This is a genomic window from Pseudomonas sp. BTN1 (assembly GCF_001907715.1).
In the GTDB taxonomy this organism is placed as follows: Bacteria; Pseudomonadota; Gammaproteobacteria; order Pseudomonadales; family Pseudomonadaceae; genus Aquipseudomonas; species Aquipseudomonas paracarnis.
This window is the reverse complement of the sequence record NZ_MPBM01000019.1, coordinates 128,141-144,173: the sequence shown is the minus strand read 5'-3', so window position 1 is coordinate 144,173 and position 16,033 is coordinate 128,141. Positions and strand designations below refer to the sequence as shown.

Genomic DNA, 16,033 nt, shown 5'->3' with positions numbered 1-16,033 from the left:
TGTTGAAAACAGCCCCTTTTGGGTACACCAGTAAGGCTTACTCCACCGTCACCGACTTCGCCAAGTTGCGCGGCTGGTCAACGTCGGTGCCCTTGAGCACGGCGACGTAGTACGACAGCAACTGCAGCGGGATGGTGTAGAGGATCGGCGACAGGGTGTCGTGGATGTGCGGCATGTTGATGACGTGGGTGCCTTCACCGTTGGTCATTCCGGCCTTCTCGTCAGCGAAGACGATCAGTTGGCCGCCACGGGCGCGTACTTCCTGCAGGTTGGACTTGAGCTTCTCCAGCAGTTCGTTGTTCGGCGCCACGGTGACCACTGGCATGTCGTCATCCACCAGGGCCAACGGGCCGTGCTTCAGCTCGCCGGCCGGGTAGGCTTCGGCGTGGATGTACGAGATTTCCTTGAGTTTCAGCGAGCCTTCCATCGCAACCGGGTACTGCGCACCACGGCCGAGGAACAGGGTGTGGTTCTTGTCGGCGAACAGCTCGGCGACTTTTTCCACGGTGCCGTCCATGGCCAAGGCTTCGCCCAGGCGGGTCGGCAGGCGGCGCAGTTCTTCCACCAGAGTGGCTTCGACACCGTCGGCGAGGGTGCCGCGTACTTGGCCCAGTGACAGGGTCAGCAGCAACAGGCCCACCAGTTGGGTGGTGAAAGCCTTGGTGGAGGCGACACCGATTTCACGACCGGCCTGTGTCAGCAGGGTCAGGTCGGATTCACGCACCAGGGAGCTGATGCTGACGTTGCAGATCGCCAGGCTGCCGAGGAAGCCCAGTTCCTTGGCGTTGCGCAGGGCGGCCAGGGTGTCGGCGGTTTCGCCGGACTGGGAAATGGTCACGAACAGGGTGTCGGGCTGCACCACCACCTTGCGATAGCGGAACTCGCTGGCGACTTCGACCTGGCATGGGATGCCGGCCAGTTCTTCCAACCAGTAACGCGCCACCATACCGGCGTGGTAGCTGGTGCCGCAGGCGACGATCTGCACATTGCGCACTTTGGCGAACAGTTCAGCGGCTTGCGGGCCGAAAGCGTTCACCAACACTTGGTTCTGGCTCAGGCGACCTTCCAGGGTGCGCTGTACCACTGACGGCTGCTCGTGGATTTCCTTGAGCATGAAGTGGCGGAACTCGCCCTTGTCGGCGGCTTCGGCACCGTCGCGGTATTGCACGGCTTCACGTTCCACGGACTGACCGTTCACGTCCCAGATCTGCACGCTTTCACGGCGGATGTCGGCAATGTCGCCTTCTTCCAGGTACATGAAGCGGTCGGTCACTTGGCGCAGGGCCAGTTGGTCGGACGCAAGGAAGTTCTCACCCAGGCCCAGGCCAATTACCAATGGGCTACCGCTGCGGGCGGCCACGACGCGGTCAGGCTGGCTCGCGCTGATCACGGCCAGGCCGTAGGCGCCGTGCAGCTCTTTGACCGTGGCCTTGAGGGCGGTGGTCAGGTCGCTGTGGTCCTTGAGCTTGTGGTTGAGCAGGTGGGCGATCACTTCGGTGTCAGTGTCCGAGGTGAAGACGTAGCCCAGGCCCTTGAGTTGTTCACGCAGCACTTCATGGTTTTCGATGATGCCGTTGTGCACCACCGCCAGGTCGCCCGAGAAGTGCGGGTGAGCGTTACGCTCGCACGGAGCACCGTGGGTGGCCCAACGGGTGTGGGCGATCCCTAAGCGACCTACCAGCGGCTCACCGGCCAGGGCCTGGTCCAACTCGCTGACCTTGCCCGGGCGGCGCATACGCTCCAGCTTGCCGGCGTTAGTGAAGACGGCCACACCGGCGCTATCGTAGCCGCGGTATTCGAGGCGCTTGAGGCCTTCGATCAGGATGGCAGTAACGTTACGTTCGGCGACTGCGCCAACAATTCCACACATGGTGCTTCTCCTAGATGATTGCCGCGCATATCAGCGTAATGCCGCGGGCTTGGATCTGGTCGCGGGCCTCGAGCGGCAGGCGATCATCGGTAATAAGGGTATGGACGCTGCTCCAGGGCAGTTCCAGGTTGGGAATCTTGCGGCCGATCTTGTCGGATTCGACCATCACCACCACTTCACGGGCGACCTCGGCCATGACGCGGCTCAAGCCCAGCAGTTCGTTGAAGGTGGTGGTGCCGCGCTGTAAATCGATGCCATCGGCACCGATGAACAGCTGGTCAAAGTCGTAAGAACGCAGGACCTGCTCGGCGACCTGGCCCTGGAACGAATCCGAATGCGGGTCCCAGGTGCCCCCGGTCATCAACAGCACCGGTTCGTGTTCCAGTTCGCTCAAGGCGCGGGCCACGTTCAGGGAGTTGGTCATCACCACCAGGCCCGGCTGATGGCCCAGTTCGGGGATCATCGCGGCGGTGGTGCTGCCGCTGTCGATGATGATGCGCGCATGTTCACGCAAACGCTTCACGGCCGCACGGGCGATGGCGCGCTTGTAGACCGAGATGGGCTGGGCAGCGTCACCCACCAGCTCTTGGGGCATAGTGATTGCACCGCCGTAGCGACGCAGGAGCAAGCCGTTACTTTCGAGGGCAGCAAGGTCCTTGCGGATGGTCACTTCCGAAGTTTCGAAATGTTTGGCCAATTCGTCCACGCTGACTTCGCCCTGTTCGTTGAGCAAGGTCAGGATATTGTGGCGTCGTTGGGGGGTGTTTCGTTTCGACATGGTAGTGATAAGTTTCGTTTCGAAAGATAACGAAGGCAATCAAAACCTATTGGTGAAAGATCGTCAAGCGGGGCATGCAATATTTTTAAGTCACAAATCAATTGTGGGAGCTGGCTTGCCTGCGATAGCGGTTTGTCAGGCGACATCCCTGCTTAATGTCAGACCGCTATCGCAGGCAAGCCAGCTCCCACAGGAGGGCGTATCAACCTATGGAGTTGTGGATAACTCAGGTCTTCTTGATTTTGACCGGGCGTTTCCAGCCGTCGATGTTGCGTTGGCGAGCCCGGGCAACAGCCAGTTGGGACTTATCCACATCCTGGTTGATGGTTGAGCCCGCTGCGGTGTTGGAACCATCGCCGATGGTCACCGGAGCAACCAGCGAGTTATTGGAGCCGATGAACACGTCTTCACCAATGGTGGTCTGGTACTTGTTGGCACCGTCATAGTTGCAGGTGATGGTGCCGGCGCCGATGTTGGTGCGGGCGCCGATGACGGCATCGCCCAGGTAAGTCAGGTGGCCGACTTTGGCGCCTTCGCCCAGGTGAGCGTTTTTCAGTTCGACAAAGTTCCCCACATGGGCTTTGGCCCCCATCTCGCTACCCGGACGCAAGCGCGCAAACGGCCCGGCATCGCTGCCCTCGCCCATCACCGCACCGTCGATATGGCTGTTGGCCTTGACCACCACGCCTTTGCGCAAGGTGCTGTCCTTGATCACGCAGTTCGGGCCGATCACCACACCGTCTTCAATGATCACGCGGCCTTCGAGGATCACATTGATATCGATCAGGATGTCGCGGCCCACCGTGACTTCGCCACGTACATCGAAACGCGCCGGGTCTCGCAGGGTCACACCCTGGGCCATCAGGCGCAGGCCTTCGCGCAGTTGATAGTGACGTTCCAGCTCTGCCAGTTGTTTGCGGTCGTTGGCGCCCTGCACTTCCATCGGATGGTGGGGCTGCTCGGTGGCGACCAGCAGGCCATCGCTGACGGCCATCTCGATGACGTCGGTGAGGTAATACTCGCCCTGGGCGTTGTTGTTGGACAGGCGGCTCATCCAATCGGCGAGCTTGTTGGCAGGCACCGCGAGAATGCCGGTGTTGCCTTCAGTAATCGCGCGCTGGGCTTCGCTGGCATCTTTGTGTTCAACGATGGCAGCCACCTTGCCGTCGGCGTTGCGCACAATGCGGCCGTAGCCCGTAGGGTCGTCCAGCTCCACGGTCAGCAGGCCCATCTGGCCAGGCACCACGTGCTTGAGCAGGCGTTGTAAGGTTTCCACTTCAATCAGCGGTACATCGCCGTAGAGGATCAATACCGTGTCCGCGGTGATGAAAGGCACAGCCTGCGCGGTCGCGTGGCCGGTGCCCAGTTGCTTGTCTTGCAATACGAAATTCAGGTCGGCCGCGGCCAGACGCTCACGGACCACATCGGCACCGTGGCCAATCACCACATGAATACGTTGTGGGTCCAGTTGCCGGGCGCTGTGGATAACATGACCCAGCATGGAATTGCCCGCGACCGGGTGCAGCACCTTGGGCAGGGCCGAACGCATACGAGTGCCCTGGCCTGCGGCGAGAATGACGATTTCAAGAGACATGAATGGCTACCAATCCTGGGCGGTCCGGGTTCAGACCAAAGAAGTGTTTTGCAAAAAAGAAAAAGGGTAGCCGAGGCTACCCTTTTTAATCAATCACGCATCAAGCAAAACGGCGTGGCCGCTTACTTCTTGCGGATCTGCTGGAGAGTACGCAGCTGGGCTGCGGCCTCGGCCAGACGGACTGCAGCAGCGCTGTAGTCGAAGTCTGCGCCTTTTTCGTTCAGCGCCTTCTCGGCAGCCTTGACGGCTTCCTGAGCGGAGGCTTCATCTAGGTCGCCAGCACGTTGCACGGTGTCGGCAAGTACCTTGACCATGTTCGGCTGAACCTCGAGGAAACCACCGGAGATGTAAAACACCTCACGTTCCCCGCCTTGCTTGGTCAGAGTGATCGGACCTGGCTTCAAGCTTGTGATCAGCGGGGCGTGACCCATGGCGATACCAAGATCACCCAAGTCGCCGTGCGCTGTTACAAACTCGACCAGACCGGAGAAAATTTCCCCTTCCGCGCTGACGATATCGCAATGGACTGTCATAGCCATCTGATTGCCTCAACCTGATGAGCGCCCGTTTCCGGGCGCCAGGATTACAGTTTCTTGGCTTTCTCGATCGCTTCTTCGATGCCGCCGACCATGTAGAACGCTTGTTCTGGCAGGTGGTCGTAGTCACCGTTGAGGATGCCTTTGAAGCCAGCAATGGTGTCTTTCAGGGAAACGTATTTACCCGAAGCACCGGTGAAGACTTCAGCCACGAAGAACGGCTGCGACAAGAAACGCTGGATCTTACGAGCACGGTTTACCAACTGCTTGTCGGCTTCCGACAGCTCGTCCATACCCAGGATCGCAATGATGTCCTTCAGTTCTTTGTAACGCTGCAGCACGTACTGAACGCCGCGAGCGGTGTCGTAGTGCTCCTGGCCGATCACGTTCGGGTCCAGCTGGCGCGAAGTCGAGTCCAGTGGATCGACCGCTGGGTAGATACCCAGGGAAGCGATGTCACGGGACAGAACGACGGTGGCGTCCAAGTGGGCGAAGGTGGTAGCTGGCGACGGGTCGGTCAAGTCATCCGCAGGTACGTATACCGCTTGGATCGAAGTGATCGAACCTTCCTTGGTCGAAGTGATACGTTCTTGCAGAACGCCCATCTCTTCAGCCAGGGTCGGCTGGTAACCTACTGCAGAAGGCATACGGCCCAGCAGTGCGGATACTTCAGTACCGGCCAGGGTGTAACGGTAGATGTTGTCGACGAACAGCAGAACGTCGTTACCTTCGTCACGGAATTTCTCGGCCATGGTCAGGCCAGTCAGGGCTACGCGCAGACGGTTTCCCGGCGGCTCGTTCATCTGACCGTAAACCAGTGCCACTTTGTCCAGAACGTTGGAGTCCTTCATCTCGTGGTAGAAGTCGTTACCCTCACGAGTACGCTCACCCACACCTGCGAACACGGAATAACCGCTGTGCTCGATGGCGATGTTACGGATCAGTTCCATCATGTTTACGGTCTTGCCTACACCGGCACCACCGAACAGACCGACTTTACCGCCTTTGGCGAACGGGCAAACCAGGTCGATAACCTTGATGCCGGTTTCCAGCAGGTCGTTGCCGCCCGCTTGTTCTGCGAACGAAGGTGCTGCGCGGTGAATGCCCCAGCGCTCTTCGGTGGCAATCGGGCCAGCTTCGTCGATCGGGTTGCCCAGTACGTCCATGATCCGGCCCAGGGTCGCTTTACCGACCGGTACGGAGATGGCAGCGCCAGTGTCGACAACGTCCAGACCGCGCTTCAAGCCTTCGGTGGAACCCATCGCAATGGTACGAACTACGCCGTCGCCCAGCTGCTGCTGAACTTCCAGGGTAGTTTCCGCGCCTTGTACTTTCAGCGCGTTGTAGATGCTCGGTACGCTGTCGCGTGGAAATTCCACGTCGATAACGGCGCCGATGATTTGAACGATACGTCCGCTACTCATAGCTGGATCCTCTGAATATTTGAACCGTTAAACCGCGGCAGCGCCGCCGACGATTTCCGAGATCTCTTGGGTGATCGCAGCCTGACGCGCCTTGTTGTAGATCAGCTGCAAATCGCTGATCAGATCACCGGCGTTATCGGTAGCGTTTTTCATCGCGATCATCCGCGCCGCTTGTTCAGCTGCGTTGTTCTCGACCACCGCCTGGTACACCTGCGACTCCACGTAGCGCACCATCAAGCCGTCAAGCAGCTCTTTGGCGTCTGGTTCGTAGAGGTAGTCCCAGTGGTGCTTGAGTTCCTGATCCGGGGTTGCCACCAGTGGAATCAATTGCTCCACGGTTGGCTGCTGGGTCATGGTGTTGATGAACTTGTTGGATACCACGGACAGGCGGTCAATCCGGCCTTCCAGGTACGCATCCAGCATCACCTTCACACTGCCGATCAAATCATTGATCGACGGCTCTTCACCCAGGTGGCTGATAGCTGCAACGACGTTACCGCCGAAGTTGCGGAAAAAGGCCGCACCCTTGCTACCAACAACACACAGATCGATCTCGACGCCGTTTTCGCGGTTTACCGCCATGTCCTTGACCAGGGCCTTGAACAGGTTGGTATTCAGACCACCGCACAAACCACGGTCACTGCTCACTACCACATAACCTGCACGCTTGACGGCGCGCTCGATCATGAACGGGTGGCGGTATTCCGGGTTGGCGTTGGCCAGATGCCCAATTACCTGGCGGATACGCTCCGCATAAGGACGGCTAGCAGCCATGCGCATTTGTGCCTTGCGCATTTTGCTGACCGCCACTTTTTCCATGGCGCTGGTAATTTTTTGCGTGCTTTTGATGCTCGCAATCTTACTGCGAATCTCTTTTGCGCCTGCCATGTAACACCTATCAGGTTAGCAAGCGGAAGCCTTGCGGCTCCCGCTGCGGCTTACCAGGTTTGGGTGGCCTTGAACTTCTCGATACCGGCTTTCATGCCAGCGTCGATATCGTCATTGAAGTCACCCTTCACGTTGATCTTCGCCATCAATTCGGCGTGATCGCGGTTGAAGTAAGCAATCAGCGCTTGTTCAAAGCTGCCGACCTTGGCGATTTCAACGTCGGTCAGGAACCCACGCTCAGCGGCATACAGCGACAACGCCATGTCAGCGATCGACATTGGGGCGTATTGCTTCTGCTTCATCAGCTCGGTAACGCGCTGACCATGCTCAAGTTGCTTACGGGTCGCTTCGTCCAGGTCAGAAGCGAACTGGGCGAATGCCGCCAGTTCACGGTACTGAGCCAGAGCGGTACGGATACCACCGGAGAGCTTCTTGATGATCTTGGTCTGAGCGGCACCACCCACACGAGATACCGAAACACCGGCGTTCACTGCAGGGCGGATGCCCGAGTTGAACATGGCCGATTCCAGGAAGATCTGACCGTCGGTGATGGAAATCACGTTGGTCGGAACGAACGCGGAAACGTCGCCAGCCTGGGTTTCGATGATCGGCAGTGCGGTCAGGGAACCGGTTTTGCCGGTCACTGCGCCGTTGGTGAACTTCTCTACGTACTCTTCGGAAACGCGGGATGCGCGCTCCAGCAGACGGGAGTGGAGATAGAACACGTCGCCTGGGTAAGCTTCACGGCCTGGTGGACGGCGCAGCAGCAGGGAAATCTGGCGATAAGCCACTGCTTGCTTGGACAGATCGTCATAAACGATCAGCGCGTCTTCACCGCGGTCGCGGAAGAATTCACCCATGGTGCAACCGGAGTACGGTGCCAGGAATTGCAGCGCAGGAGATTCCGAAGCACTGGCAGCCACGATGATCGTGTTGGCCAGGGCGCCGTTTTCTTCCAGCTTGCGAACTACGTTGGCGATGGTCGATTGCTTCTGACCGATGGCTACGTAGACGCAGAAAATGCCGCTGTCTTTCTGGTTGATGATCGCGTCGATCGCCAGAGCGGTTTTACCGATCTGACGGTCACCGATGATCAGCTCACGCTGGCCACGGCCGACCGGGATCATGGCATCGACAGCCTTGTAGCCAGTCTGTACAGGCTGGTCTACCGACTTACGCCAGATCACGCCTGGAGCAACTTTCTCGACCGCGTCGGTCTCGGTGTTGCCCAGTGGACCTTTACCGTCAACAGGGTTACCCAGTGCGTCGACTACGCGACCCAGCAGTTCCTTACCAACCGGAACTTCCAGGATGCGGCCTGTGCACTTGGCGCTCATGCCTTCAGCCAGACTGGTGTACGCGCCCAATACAACGGCACCTACGGAGTCTTGCTCCAGGTTGAGGGCCATACCGTAGACGCCGCCCGGAAACTCGATCATCTCGCCGTACATGACGTCGGCCAGACCGTGAATCCGCACGATGCCGTCAGATACGCTGACGACAGTGCCTTCGTTACGGGCTTGGGAGGTCACATCGAGCTTGTCGATGCGGCCCTTGATAATTTCACTTATTTCGGAAGGATTGAGTTGCTGCATTGCTCTGCTGCCCCTTCAAACTCAAGATTTCAATGCTTCGGCAAGTTTCGCGATTTTGCCGCGAATCGAGCCATCGATAACCAGGTCGCCGGCACGGATAACAACACCACCAATAAGCGATGCGTCCTCCGAAGCTTGCAGGCGCACTTCCCGATTGAGTCGTGCACTGAGAACCTTGGCGAGTTTGTCTTGCTGTTCTTGGTTCAATGCGAAAGCACTGGTCACTTCAACGTCTACCGATTTCTCTGCTTCGGCCTTGTACAGGTCGAACAGAGCGGCGATCTCCGGCAATAGCGGGAGACGGTCGTTTTCGGCAATGACGTGGATGAAGTTCTGCACCTTCACATCAAACTTGTCGCCGCACACTTCAATAAAAGTGGCGGCCTTGTCTGCGCTCGTCAGGCGCGGGGCCTTGAGCACGCGCTGCATGGTGTCGTCTTGCGACACTGCTGCAGCCAGGCCGAGCATGGCTGACCAAGAGGCCAGTTGCTGGTGGGCCTGGGCGTGCTCGAAGGCTGCCTTAGCGTAAGGTCGGGCCAACGTGGTCAGTTCTGCCATGATCGCCCTCGCTTAAATTTCAGCAGCCAGTTTGTTAACCAGCTCCGCGTGCGCGTTTTGATCGATTGTGGCACCGAGGATCTTCTCGGCACCGCCAACGGCCAGAGCACCCAGTTGGGCACGCAGCGCGTCTTTGACACCGTTCAGTTCCTGTTCGATCTCGGCATGAGCCGAAGCCTTCACACGGTCAGCTTCGACGCGGGCTTTTTCAACAGCCTCTTCGACGATCTGGTTACCGCGTTTCTTGGCTTGCTCAATGATCTCGGCTGCCTGTGCTTTAGCTTCGCGCAGTTGCTGACCCACTTTCTCGTGGGCCAACTCCAGGTCGCGAGCTGCACGGCTGGCAGCGTCCAAACCATCCGCGATCTTCTTCTGACGTTCGTGCAAAGCCGCGATGACCGGAGGCCACACGAACTTCATGCAAAACACTACAAAAATGAAGAACGCAACGGATTGGCCAATCAGGGTTGCATTAATGTTCACGCCAACACCTCGCTCATTCGTTGTCCATCACCCCAATCACTCGAAAATCGAGTGATTAGCCAGCGAGTTGACCAACGAAGGGGTTCGCGAAGGTGAAGAACAGTGCGATACCAACGCCGATCATGGTCACGGCGTCGAGCAGGCCGGCGACGATGAACATTTTAACTTGCAGCATTGGGACCATTTCTGGCTGACGCGCTGCGCCTTCCAGGAATTTGCCGCCCAGCAGGCCGAAACCAATGGCAGTACCCAGGGCGCCCAGGCCGATCAACAGTGCAACAGCGATAGCGGTTAGACCAACTACAGTTTCCATCTTTCCTCCCGACTTTTACGTCGTATGGTTTAGGTTTTTTAGATTTTAAAGCGGTAAAACAAATCGTTTCATAGCCCTGTTGGGCCACCTTCCCGTTTGACCGGGAAGGACATCAGACTAGTCGAGACTGGTCTTAATGGTTCTCTTCGTGCGCCATCGACAGGTAGACGATGGTCAGCATCATGAAGATGAAGGCCTGCAGGGTAATGATCAGGATGTGGAACACAGCCCACGCCCACTGCAGAACTACGCCCAGGCCGCTAAGCCAGAGCAGGCCGCTGCCGAACATCACAGCGATCAGAATGAACACCAACTCGCCGGCATACATGTTGCCGAACAGTCGCAGAGCCAGGGAAATCGGCTTGGCGATCAGGGTGACGAATTCCAGCAGGAAGTTCACCGGGATCAGCAGGGCTTGAACGAAGATGTTCTTGCTGCCGAACGGGTGCAGGGTCAATTCGCCGATGAAGCCGCCGATGCCCTTGACCTTGATGCTGTAGAAAATGATCAGCGCGAATACCGACAGAGCCATGCCCAGTGTGGCGTTCGGGTCAGTGGTGGATACGGCGCGGAATGGAATGTGCGGGTCGCCGGAGATCGCCATGGCCAACTGAGGAATCCAGTCCACCGGGATCAGGTCGACGGCGTTCATCAGGAACACCCAGACGAAGATGGTCAGTGCCAGCGGTGCAATCACCGGGCTACGGCCATGGAAGCTGTCTTTCACGCTGCCATCGACGAATTCGACCAATACTTCAACGAAGTTCTGCAAAGCACCTGGCTGACCCGAAGTCGCCTTCTTTGCCGCCATGCGGAAAATCAGAACGAAGATCAGACCCAATGCGACCGACCAACCCAGAGTATCCAGGTGGAAAGCCCAGAAACCCATTTCTTTGGCTTCTGCTGCGGTGTGGGCAAAGCCCCAGCCGCCATTAGGAAGCTGACCGAAGGTCAGGTTCTGCAAGTGGTGCTGGATATAGCCCGAAGCGGTTGTTTCTGCCATGGTTGCCTCAAACGCCCTAAGGTTTCGAAAGTCTTGTTTTCATTAGCAGGGGAGCGAACCAGCTGACCAGTTGGGTCAACACGAAGACGCCGAATACAGCCAGCGGCGCCAATGGCTTCACACCTGCAAAGGTCAGTGCAAACAGCACTGCCGTCAAAATCAGTTTCCCTGCTTCGCCGGCATAAAAAGACCGGACGATAGCCTGGGCTGCTCGGGCGCCGGAAAACCGAAAGGCCCTGTGAGCAAAATACATATTGGGCAGCAAGGCTATCAGGCCTCCGCAGAGTCCTGAATACCCGGCTACGACTCCATGCCAATACCAGAGCGCCAATGCGGCGATCAGCAAAATGACAAATTGAGCCAGTAGAACCGGAAAAACAGCCAAGCGATGGAACGGCAACGTGTTTGGCGTGCGGGTTTCCATCACTCTTGCTCCTCAATGGTCGGCTGCCGGAAATCAATAACTTGGCATAATTTGTGCCGACAAAATGCGCGCAGAGTATAGGGGCGGTTCAGCCCCTATTCAACTGTCGGGTAGTGATTTCCGATCACGCGCTACATAAGCAAATGTTTCAGCGGATGTGGGCAAGGACGCCTTGAAGCTCGTCAAGGGAGTTATATCCGATGACCAATTGCCCTTTGCCCTTCTTGCCGTGACGAATTTGCACCGCAGAGCCCAGGCGCTCGGCCAGGCGCTGCTCGAGTCGCGCGATATCCGGATCAGGTTTGGCGGTTTCCACCGGTGCAGGTTTGCCGCTGAGCCATTGGCGCACCAGCGCTTCAGTCTGACGTACGGTCAGGCCTCGTGCGACAACGTGTCGCGCCCCTTCAACCTGTTGATTTTCCGGCAAACCGAGCAACGCACGGGCATGGCCCATTTCCAGGTCGCCGTGGGACAACATGGTCTTGATCACTTCCGGCAGCGCGATCAAACGCAACAAGTTGGACACGGTGACGCGGGACTTGCCCACTGCCTCGGCCACTTGTTGCTGGGTGAGCTGGAATTCCTGCTGCAAACGCTGCAACGCAATCGCTTCTTCGATCGGGTTGAGGTCTTCACGCTGAATATTCTCGATCAGTGCCATGGCGATCGCGGTTTCATCCGGCACGTCGCGCACCATCGCCGGGATAGTCTCCTTGCCGGCCTGCTGGCTGGCACGCCAGCGGCGCTCCCCGGCGATAATCTCAAAGCGGCCACCGCCAATGGGGCGCACCACGATGGGCTGCATCACGCCCTGAGCCTTGATCGAGTTGGACAGTTCTTCCAGGGCCTGGGGGTCCATGTCCCGACGTGGCTGGTATTTGCCGCGCTGGATCAGGTCCAGCGGCAAGTGCTGCAGCTCGCGTTCGTCGGCCTGCACCGCTTGTTCTTCAAGCGATGTGACGGTCGGACCACTCAACAGTGCATCCAGTCCACGTCCGAGACCTCGTTTCTTGACGGCCATGGGGATTCCTTAAGTTGGCTGGGCTGCAGCGGTGCGTGAATTACGGCGTTGGCGGCGAACCATCTCGCCAGCCAATGCCAGGTAGGCGATGGCGCCACGCGAGGATTTGTCGTACGCCAGCGCCGGCATGCCATAGCTTGGCGCTTCGGCCAGACGGATGTTGCGTGGAATCACGGTGTCGTACAGCTGGTCACCGAAGTGTTCCTTGAGCTGCGCCGACACATCGTTCATCAGGCTCAGGCGCGGGTCGAACATGGTCCGCAACAAGCCTTCGATCTGCAGTTTCGGGTTGAGCAACTCGGCAATGCGCTTGATGTTATCCACAAGGTCGCTCAGGCCTTCCAACGCGTAGTACTCGCACTGCATGGGGATAATTACCCCATCGGCGGCCACCAGCGCGTTAAGCGTGAGCATCGACAGCGACGGTGGGCAGTCGATCAAGATGTAATCGTAGTTGTCGCGAATGGGCGCCAAGGCGCTGCGCAGACGGCTTTCTTTCATCTGCATTTCCAGCAGCACCACTTCCGCCGCGGTCAGATCGCGATTGGCCGGCAGCAGTTGGTAACCGCCGTGCTCGGAATAATGCATGGCCTGGGCCAGGTCGCATTCGCCAATCAGCAAATCGTAGACCGAGTTTTCCAGGCCGTGTTTATCCACACCGCTACCCATGGTGGCGTTGCCCTGTGGATCGAGATCGATCAACAGCACCCGACGCTTGGTCGCGACCAGGGATGCTGCGAGGTTGATACAGGTGGTGGTTTTACCCACGCCACCTTTCTGGTTCGCTATCGCGAATACCTTAGCCATTCTTGCTTGTGTTCCCAATCATGCCGTGCGGCGCAGTATCAGCAGATGGCGTTGGCCTTGGCAACCAGGTACGGCCAAGGCGTGTTCGCTATCGAGGTGGAAGTCTGCCGGCAATGCTAACAGCTCGTCGCTTGGATGGACGCCCTTCATTGCCAGCCAGCGCGTGTCGCGATCGCCAAGGTGGCGGGTCCAGTTGCTGAAGTTCTCCATGCTGCTGAACGCCCGGGAAACAATTCCGTTGAAGGGCTGTTCAGGCGTGAAGGCTTCGACGCGGCTGTGGATAACTTGCAGGTTGTCCAGCTTGAGTTCGAGTTTGACCTGGGTCAGGAAGCGGGTTTTCTTGCCGTTGCTGTCCAGGCAGGTCACTTGCGACTCGGGAAACAGAATCGCCAGCGGAATACCGGGCATTCCGCCGCCGCTGCCGACATCCAGCCAGCGACCATTTTCGATGAATGGCATAACACTAAGACTATCGAGCAGATGGCGCGAGACCATTTCGTCCGGATCACGCACTGCGGTCAGGTTGTAAGCCTTGTTCCATTTGATCAACAGGGCCAGGTAGCCCAGCAGTAGCTCATGCTGGGCTTCGGTCAGCGCAACGCCCAACTGGCGCGCCCCTGTGGATAACTCTTCGGCGTGTTGCGAGGTGACCAACGAACTCAAGCGCTTTGCTCCAACTGACGGCCCGCGCCGCGTTTTTTCAAATGAATCATCAACAGCGAGATGGCTGCCGGGGTGACGCCAGGAATACGTGAAGCCTGCCCGAGGGTTTCCGGACGAGTTATCCCCAACTTGCTTTGGATTTCTTTCGACAACCCGGAAATCCCGGTGTAGTCGATATCCACAGGCAGCTTGGTGTCTTCACTGGCGCGCAGGCGAGCAATTTCGTCCTGCTGGCGATCAATGTAACCGGCGTACTTGGTCTTGATCTCCACCTGTTCAGCAACTTGTGGGTCTTCAGCGCCCTGGCCTGTCACTTCGACCAAACCAGCGTAGTCGATTTCCGGACGGGAAAGCAGGTTGAGCAAGTTGTACTCATGGGTCAACGGCGTGCCGAATTTTTCTGCGATGGCGTCGCCCTGCTCCGTGCCCGGGCGAACCCAGGTACTTTTCAGACGCTGTTCTTCGAGCGCAATGCTTTCGCGTTTTTTGCAGAAGGCCGCCCAGCGGGCGTCATCGACCAGGCCCAGCTCGCGACCTTTTTCGGTCAAGCGCAGGTCGGCGTTGTCTTCGCGCAGGATCAGACGGTATTCCGCCCGAGATGTGAACATCCGGTACGGTTCCTGGGTACCCAGGGTAATCAGGTCGTCGACCAATACGCCGATGTAGGCTTCATCGCGACGCGGGCACCAGCTGTCTTTGCCCTGTGCACGCAATGCTGCGTTGGTCCCGGCCAGCAAACCTTGGGCCCCGGCTTCTTCATAACCGGTGGTGCCGTTGATTTGGCCGGCGAAGAACAGGCCACCGATCACTTTGGTTTCCAGGCTGTATTTCAGGTCGCGCGGGTCGAAGTAGTCGTACTCGATGGCGTAGCCCGGACGCACGATGTGCGCGTTTTCCATACCGCGAATCGACTGCACGATCTGGATTTGCACATCGAACGGCAGCGAAGTGGAAATTCCGTTGGGGTACAGCTCGTGGGTGGTCAGGCCTTCGGGTTCGATAAAGACCTGGTGGCTTTCCTTGTCGGCAAAGCGGTGGATCTTGTCTTCGATCGACGGGCAATACCGCGGGCCAATGCCTTCGATCACCCCGGAATACATCGGCGAACGATCAAGGTTCGCGGCAATGATTTCGTGGGTACGGGCGTTGGTGTGGGTAATCCAGCAGCTGACCTGTTTCGGGTGCTGTTCTTTGGAACCCATGAACGACATGACCGGGATCGGCGTGTCGCCGGCTTGCTCGGTCATCATCGAGAAATCCACAGAACGCCCATCAATGCGTGGCGGGGTCCCGGTTTTCAAGCGGCCGACGCGCAGCGGTAGTTCACGCAGACGTTTTGCCAGAGCAATCGACGGCGGGTCACCGGCACGGCCACCGGAATAATTTTGCATACCGATGTGGATAAGTCCGCCCAGGAACGTGCCCGTGGTCAGTACGACCGAATCTGCATGAAAACGCAGACCCATTTGCGTAACAACACCACGTACCTGGTCCTGCTCGACGATCAAGTCATCGGCGGCCTGCTGAAATATCCACAGGTTCGGCTGGTTTTCTAGCGTTTCGCGTACCGCAGCCTTGTACAGGATGCGGTCGGCCTGAGCCCGGGTAGCACGTACGGCCGGGCCTTTACGGCTGTTGAGCACGCGAAATTGAATACCACCCTTGTCGGTGGCCATCGCCATTACCCCGCCAAGGGCATCGATTTCCTTGACCAGATGGCTTTTGCCAATCCCGCCAATTGCGGGGTTGCAACTCATGGCACCGAGGGTTTCCACGTTATGCGTCAGCAACAGGGTTTTTACACCCATGCGTGCTGACGCCAGTGCTGCCTCGGTACCGGCATGACCGCCGCCGATGACGATCACTTCAAAACGGGAAGGGAAATCCACCACGCACCTCGTGCCTGCTTATGTAGGTAATCAGGAATTGTTTGTTGAAAGGGTTTTAGAGCTTTGCGGGCAAGTATAGGGACTTAGGGCTTCCTAAAGAACCCTTTGCACAAAATTTAACCAGCTGTGGATGAATCACAGACAATAGAAATTAAAAGAGAGAAATTTATTAAATCTTTGTTTTTAT

16 protein-coding genes are annotated in these 16,033 nt (G+C 57.9%); all 16 read right to left on the bottom strand.

Annotated features, from left to right (window positions below; genetic code table 11):
* Positions 1–37 precede the first annotated feature (37 nt).
* Positions 38–1,870 carry a glutamine--fructose-6-phosphate transaminase (isomerizing) gene (gene glmS, locus BMH52_RS08315; protein WP_014720585.1) on the bottom strand — a complete coding sequence of 611 codons (1,833 nt, stop codon included), beginning with the start codon at positions 1,868–1,870 and terminating at the stop codon, positions 38–40.
* A gap of 10 nt (positions 1,871–1,880) precedes the next feature.
* Complete coding sequence (locus tag BMH52_RS08310) at positions 1,881–2,648, bottom strand: DeoR/GlpR family DNA-binding transcription regulator (RefSeq protein WP_014720586.1); 768 nt, start codon at positions 2,646–2,648, stop codon at positions 1,881–1,883.
* Between the two features lie 226 nt (positions 2,649–2,874).
* Positions 2,875–4,242, bottom strand: coding sequence for a bifunctional UDP-N-acetylglucosamine diphosphorylase/glucosamine-1-phosphate N-acetyltransferase GlmU (glmU, locus tag BMH52_RS08305; RefSeq protein WP_073843361.1), 1,368 nt, complete (start codon positions 4,240–4,242; stop codon positions 2,875–2,877).
* 122 nt (positions 4,243–4,364) lie between these two features.
* Positions 4,365–4,781 (bottom strand): F0F1 ATP synthase subunit epsilon, encoded by a 417-nt coding sequence (locus BMH52_RS08300; RefSeq protein ID WP_003195825.1) that lies wholly within the window; start codon positions 4,779–4,781, stop codon positions 4,365–4,367.
* Positions 4,782–4,825: 44 nt separating this feature from the next.
* Complete coding sequence (gene atpD / locus BMH52_RS08295; protein WP_003195827.1) at positions 4,826–6,202, bottom strand: F0F1 ATP synthase subunit beta; 1,377 nt, start codon at positions 6,200–6,202, stop codon at positions 4,826–4,828.
* Positions 6,203–6,229: 27 nt separating this feature from the next.
* On the bottom strand, positions 6,230–7,090 hold the full coding sequence (gene atpG, locus BMH52_RS08290; protein WP_005792602.1) for a F0F1 ATP synthase subunit gamma: 861 nt from the start codon (positions 7,088–7,090) through the stop codon (positions 6,230–6,232).
* Positions 7,091–7,140: 50 nt separating this feature from the next.
* On the bottom strand, positions 7,141–8,685 hold the full coding sequence (gene atpA / locus BMH52_RS08285; protein WP_003195831.1) for a F0F1 ATP synthase subunit alpha: 1,545 nt from the start codon (positions 8,683–8,685) through the stop codon (positions 7,141–7,143).
* 21 nt (positions 8,686–8,706) lie between these two features.
* Entirely contained in the window at positions 8,707–9,243 is a 537-nt protein-coding gene (locus BMH52_RS08280; RefSeq protein WP_003195833.1) for a F0F1 ATP synthase subunit delta, read from the bottom strand.
* 12 nt (positions 9,244–9,255) lie between these two features.
* Complete coding sequence (locus BMH52_RS08275) at positions 9,256–9,726, bottom strand: F0F1 ATP synthase subunit B (protein WP_003195835.1); 471 nt, start codon at positions 9,724–9,726, stop codon at positions 9,256–9,258.
* A gap of 55 nt (positions 9,727–9,781) precedes the next feature.
* Positions 9,782–10,039 (bottom strand): F0F1 ATP synthase subunit C, encoded by a 258-nt coding sequence (atpE, locus tag BMH52_RS08270; RefSeq protein ID WP_002555987.1) that lies wholly within the window; start codon positions 10,037–10,039, stop codon positions 9,782–9,784.
* Positions 10,040–10,172: 133 nt separating this feature from the next.
* Positions 10,173–11,042 carry a F0F1 ATP synthase subunit A gene (gene atpB, locus BMH52_RS08265; RefSeq protein ID WP_003195886.1) on the bottom strand — a complete coding sequence of 290 codons (870 nt, stop codon included), beginning with the start codon at positions 11,040–11,042 and terminating at the stop codon, positions 10,173–10,175.
* A gap of 16 nt (positions 11,043–11,058) precedes the next feature.
* Positions 11,059–11,466: a F0F1 ATP synthase subunit I gene (locus BMH52_RS08260; RefSeq protein WP_010565865.1), complete on the bottom strand. Its 408-nt coding sequence runs from the start codon at positions 11,464–11,466 to the stop codon at positions 11,059–11,061.
* A 148-nt stretch (positions 11,467–11,614) separates the two neighbouring features.
* Positions 11,615–12,487: a ParB/RepB/Spo0J family partition protein gene (locus BMH52_RS08255; protein WP_003195890.1), complete on the bottom strand. Its 873-nt coding sequence runs from the start codon at positions 12,485–12,487 to the stop codon at positions 11,615–11,617.
* Positions 12,488–12,496: 9 nt separating this feature from the next.
* Positions 12,497–13,294, bottom strand: coding sequence for a ParA family protein (locus tag BMH52_RS08250; protein ID WP_003195891.1), 798 nt, complete (start codon positions 13,292–13,294; stop codon positions 12,497–12,499).
* An 18-nt stretch (positions 13,295–13,312) separates the two neighbouring features.
* Positions 13,313–13,957 (bottom strand): 16S rRNA (guanine(527)-N(7))-methyltransferase RsmG, encoded by a 645-nt coding sequence (gene rsmG / locus BMH52_RS08245; protein ID WP_020302581.1) that lies wholly within the window; start codon positions 13,955–13,957, stop codon positions 13,313–13,315.
* Complete coding sequence (mnmG, locus tag BMH52_RS08240) at positions 13,954–15,846, bottom strand: tRNA uridine-5-carboxymethylaminomethyl(34) synthesis enzyme MnmG (protein ID WP_014720591.1); 1,893 nt, start codon at positions 15,844–15,846, stop codon at positions 13,954–13,956. Before mnmG ends, rsmG begins: the two co-directional genes overlap by 4 nt.
* Positions 15,847–16,033: the final 187 nt, after the last annotated feature.

Coding starts and splice junctions, on each gene's coding strand:
- atpB (WP_003195886.1), bottom strand. CDS start 11,042: ATGGCAGAAACAACCGCTTCGGGCTATATCCAGCACCACTTGCAGAAC.
- glmU (WP_073843361.1), bottom strand. CDS start 4,242: ATGTCTCTTGAAATCGTCATTCTCGCCGCAGGCCAGGGCACTCGTATG.
- BMH52_RS08310 (WP_014720586.1), bottom strand. CDS start 2,648: ATGTCGAAACGAAACACCCCCCAACGACGCCACAATATCCTGACCTTG.
- BMH52_RS08250 (WP_003195891.1), bottom strand. CDS start 13,294: ATGGCTAAGGTATTCGCGATAGCGAACCAGAAAGGTGGCGTGGGTAAA.
- atpE (WP_002555987.1), bottom strand. CDS start 10,039: ATGGAAACTGTAGTTGGTCTAACCGCTATCGCTGTTGCACTGTTGATC.
- BMH52_RS08260 (WP_010565865.1), bottom strand. CDS start 11,466: ATGGAAACCCGCACGCCAAACACGTTGCCGTTCCATCGCTTGGCTGTT.
- atpG (WP_005792602.1), bottom strand. CDS start 7,090: ATGGCAGGCGCAAAAGAGATTCGCAGTAAGATTGCGAGCATCAAAAGC.
- atpD (WP_003195827.1), bottom strand. CDS start 6,202: ATGAGTAGCGGACGTATCGTTCAAATCATCGGCGCCGTTATCGACGTG.
- BMH52_RS08255 (WP_003195890.1), bottom strand. CDS start 12,487: ATGGCCGTCAAGAAACGAGGTCTCGGACGTGGACTGGATGCACTGTTG.
- BMH52_RS08280 (WP_003195833.1), bottom strand. CDS start 9,243: ATGGCAGAACTGACCACGTTGGCCCGACCTTACGCTAAGGCAGCCTTC.
- BMH52_RS08300 (WP_003195825.1), bottom strand. CDS start 4,781: ATGGCTATGACAGTCCATTGCGATATCGTCAGCGCGGAAGGGGAAATT.
- glmS (WP_014720585.1), bottom strand. CDS start 1,870: ATGTGTGGAATTGTTGGCGCAGTCGCCGAACGTAACGTTACTGCCATC.
- atpA (WP_003195831.1), bottom strand. CDS start 8,685: ATGCAGCAACTCAATCCTTCCGAAATAAGTGAAATTATCAAGGGCCGC.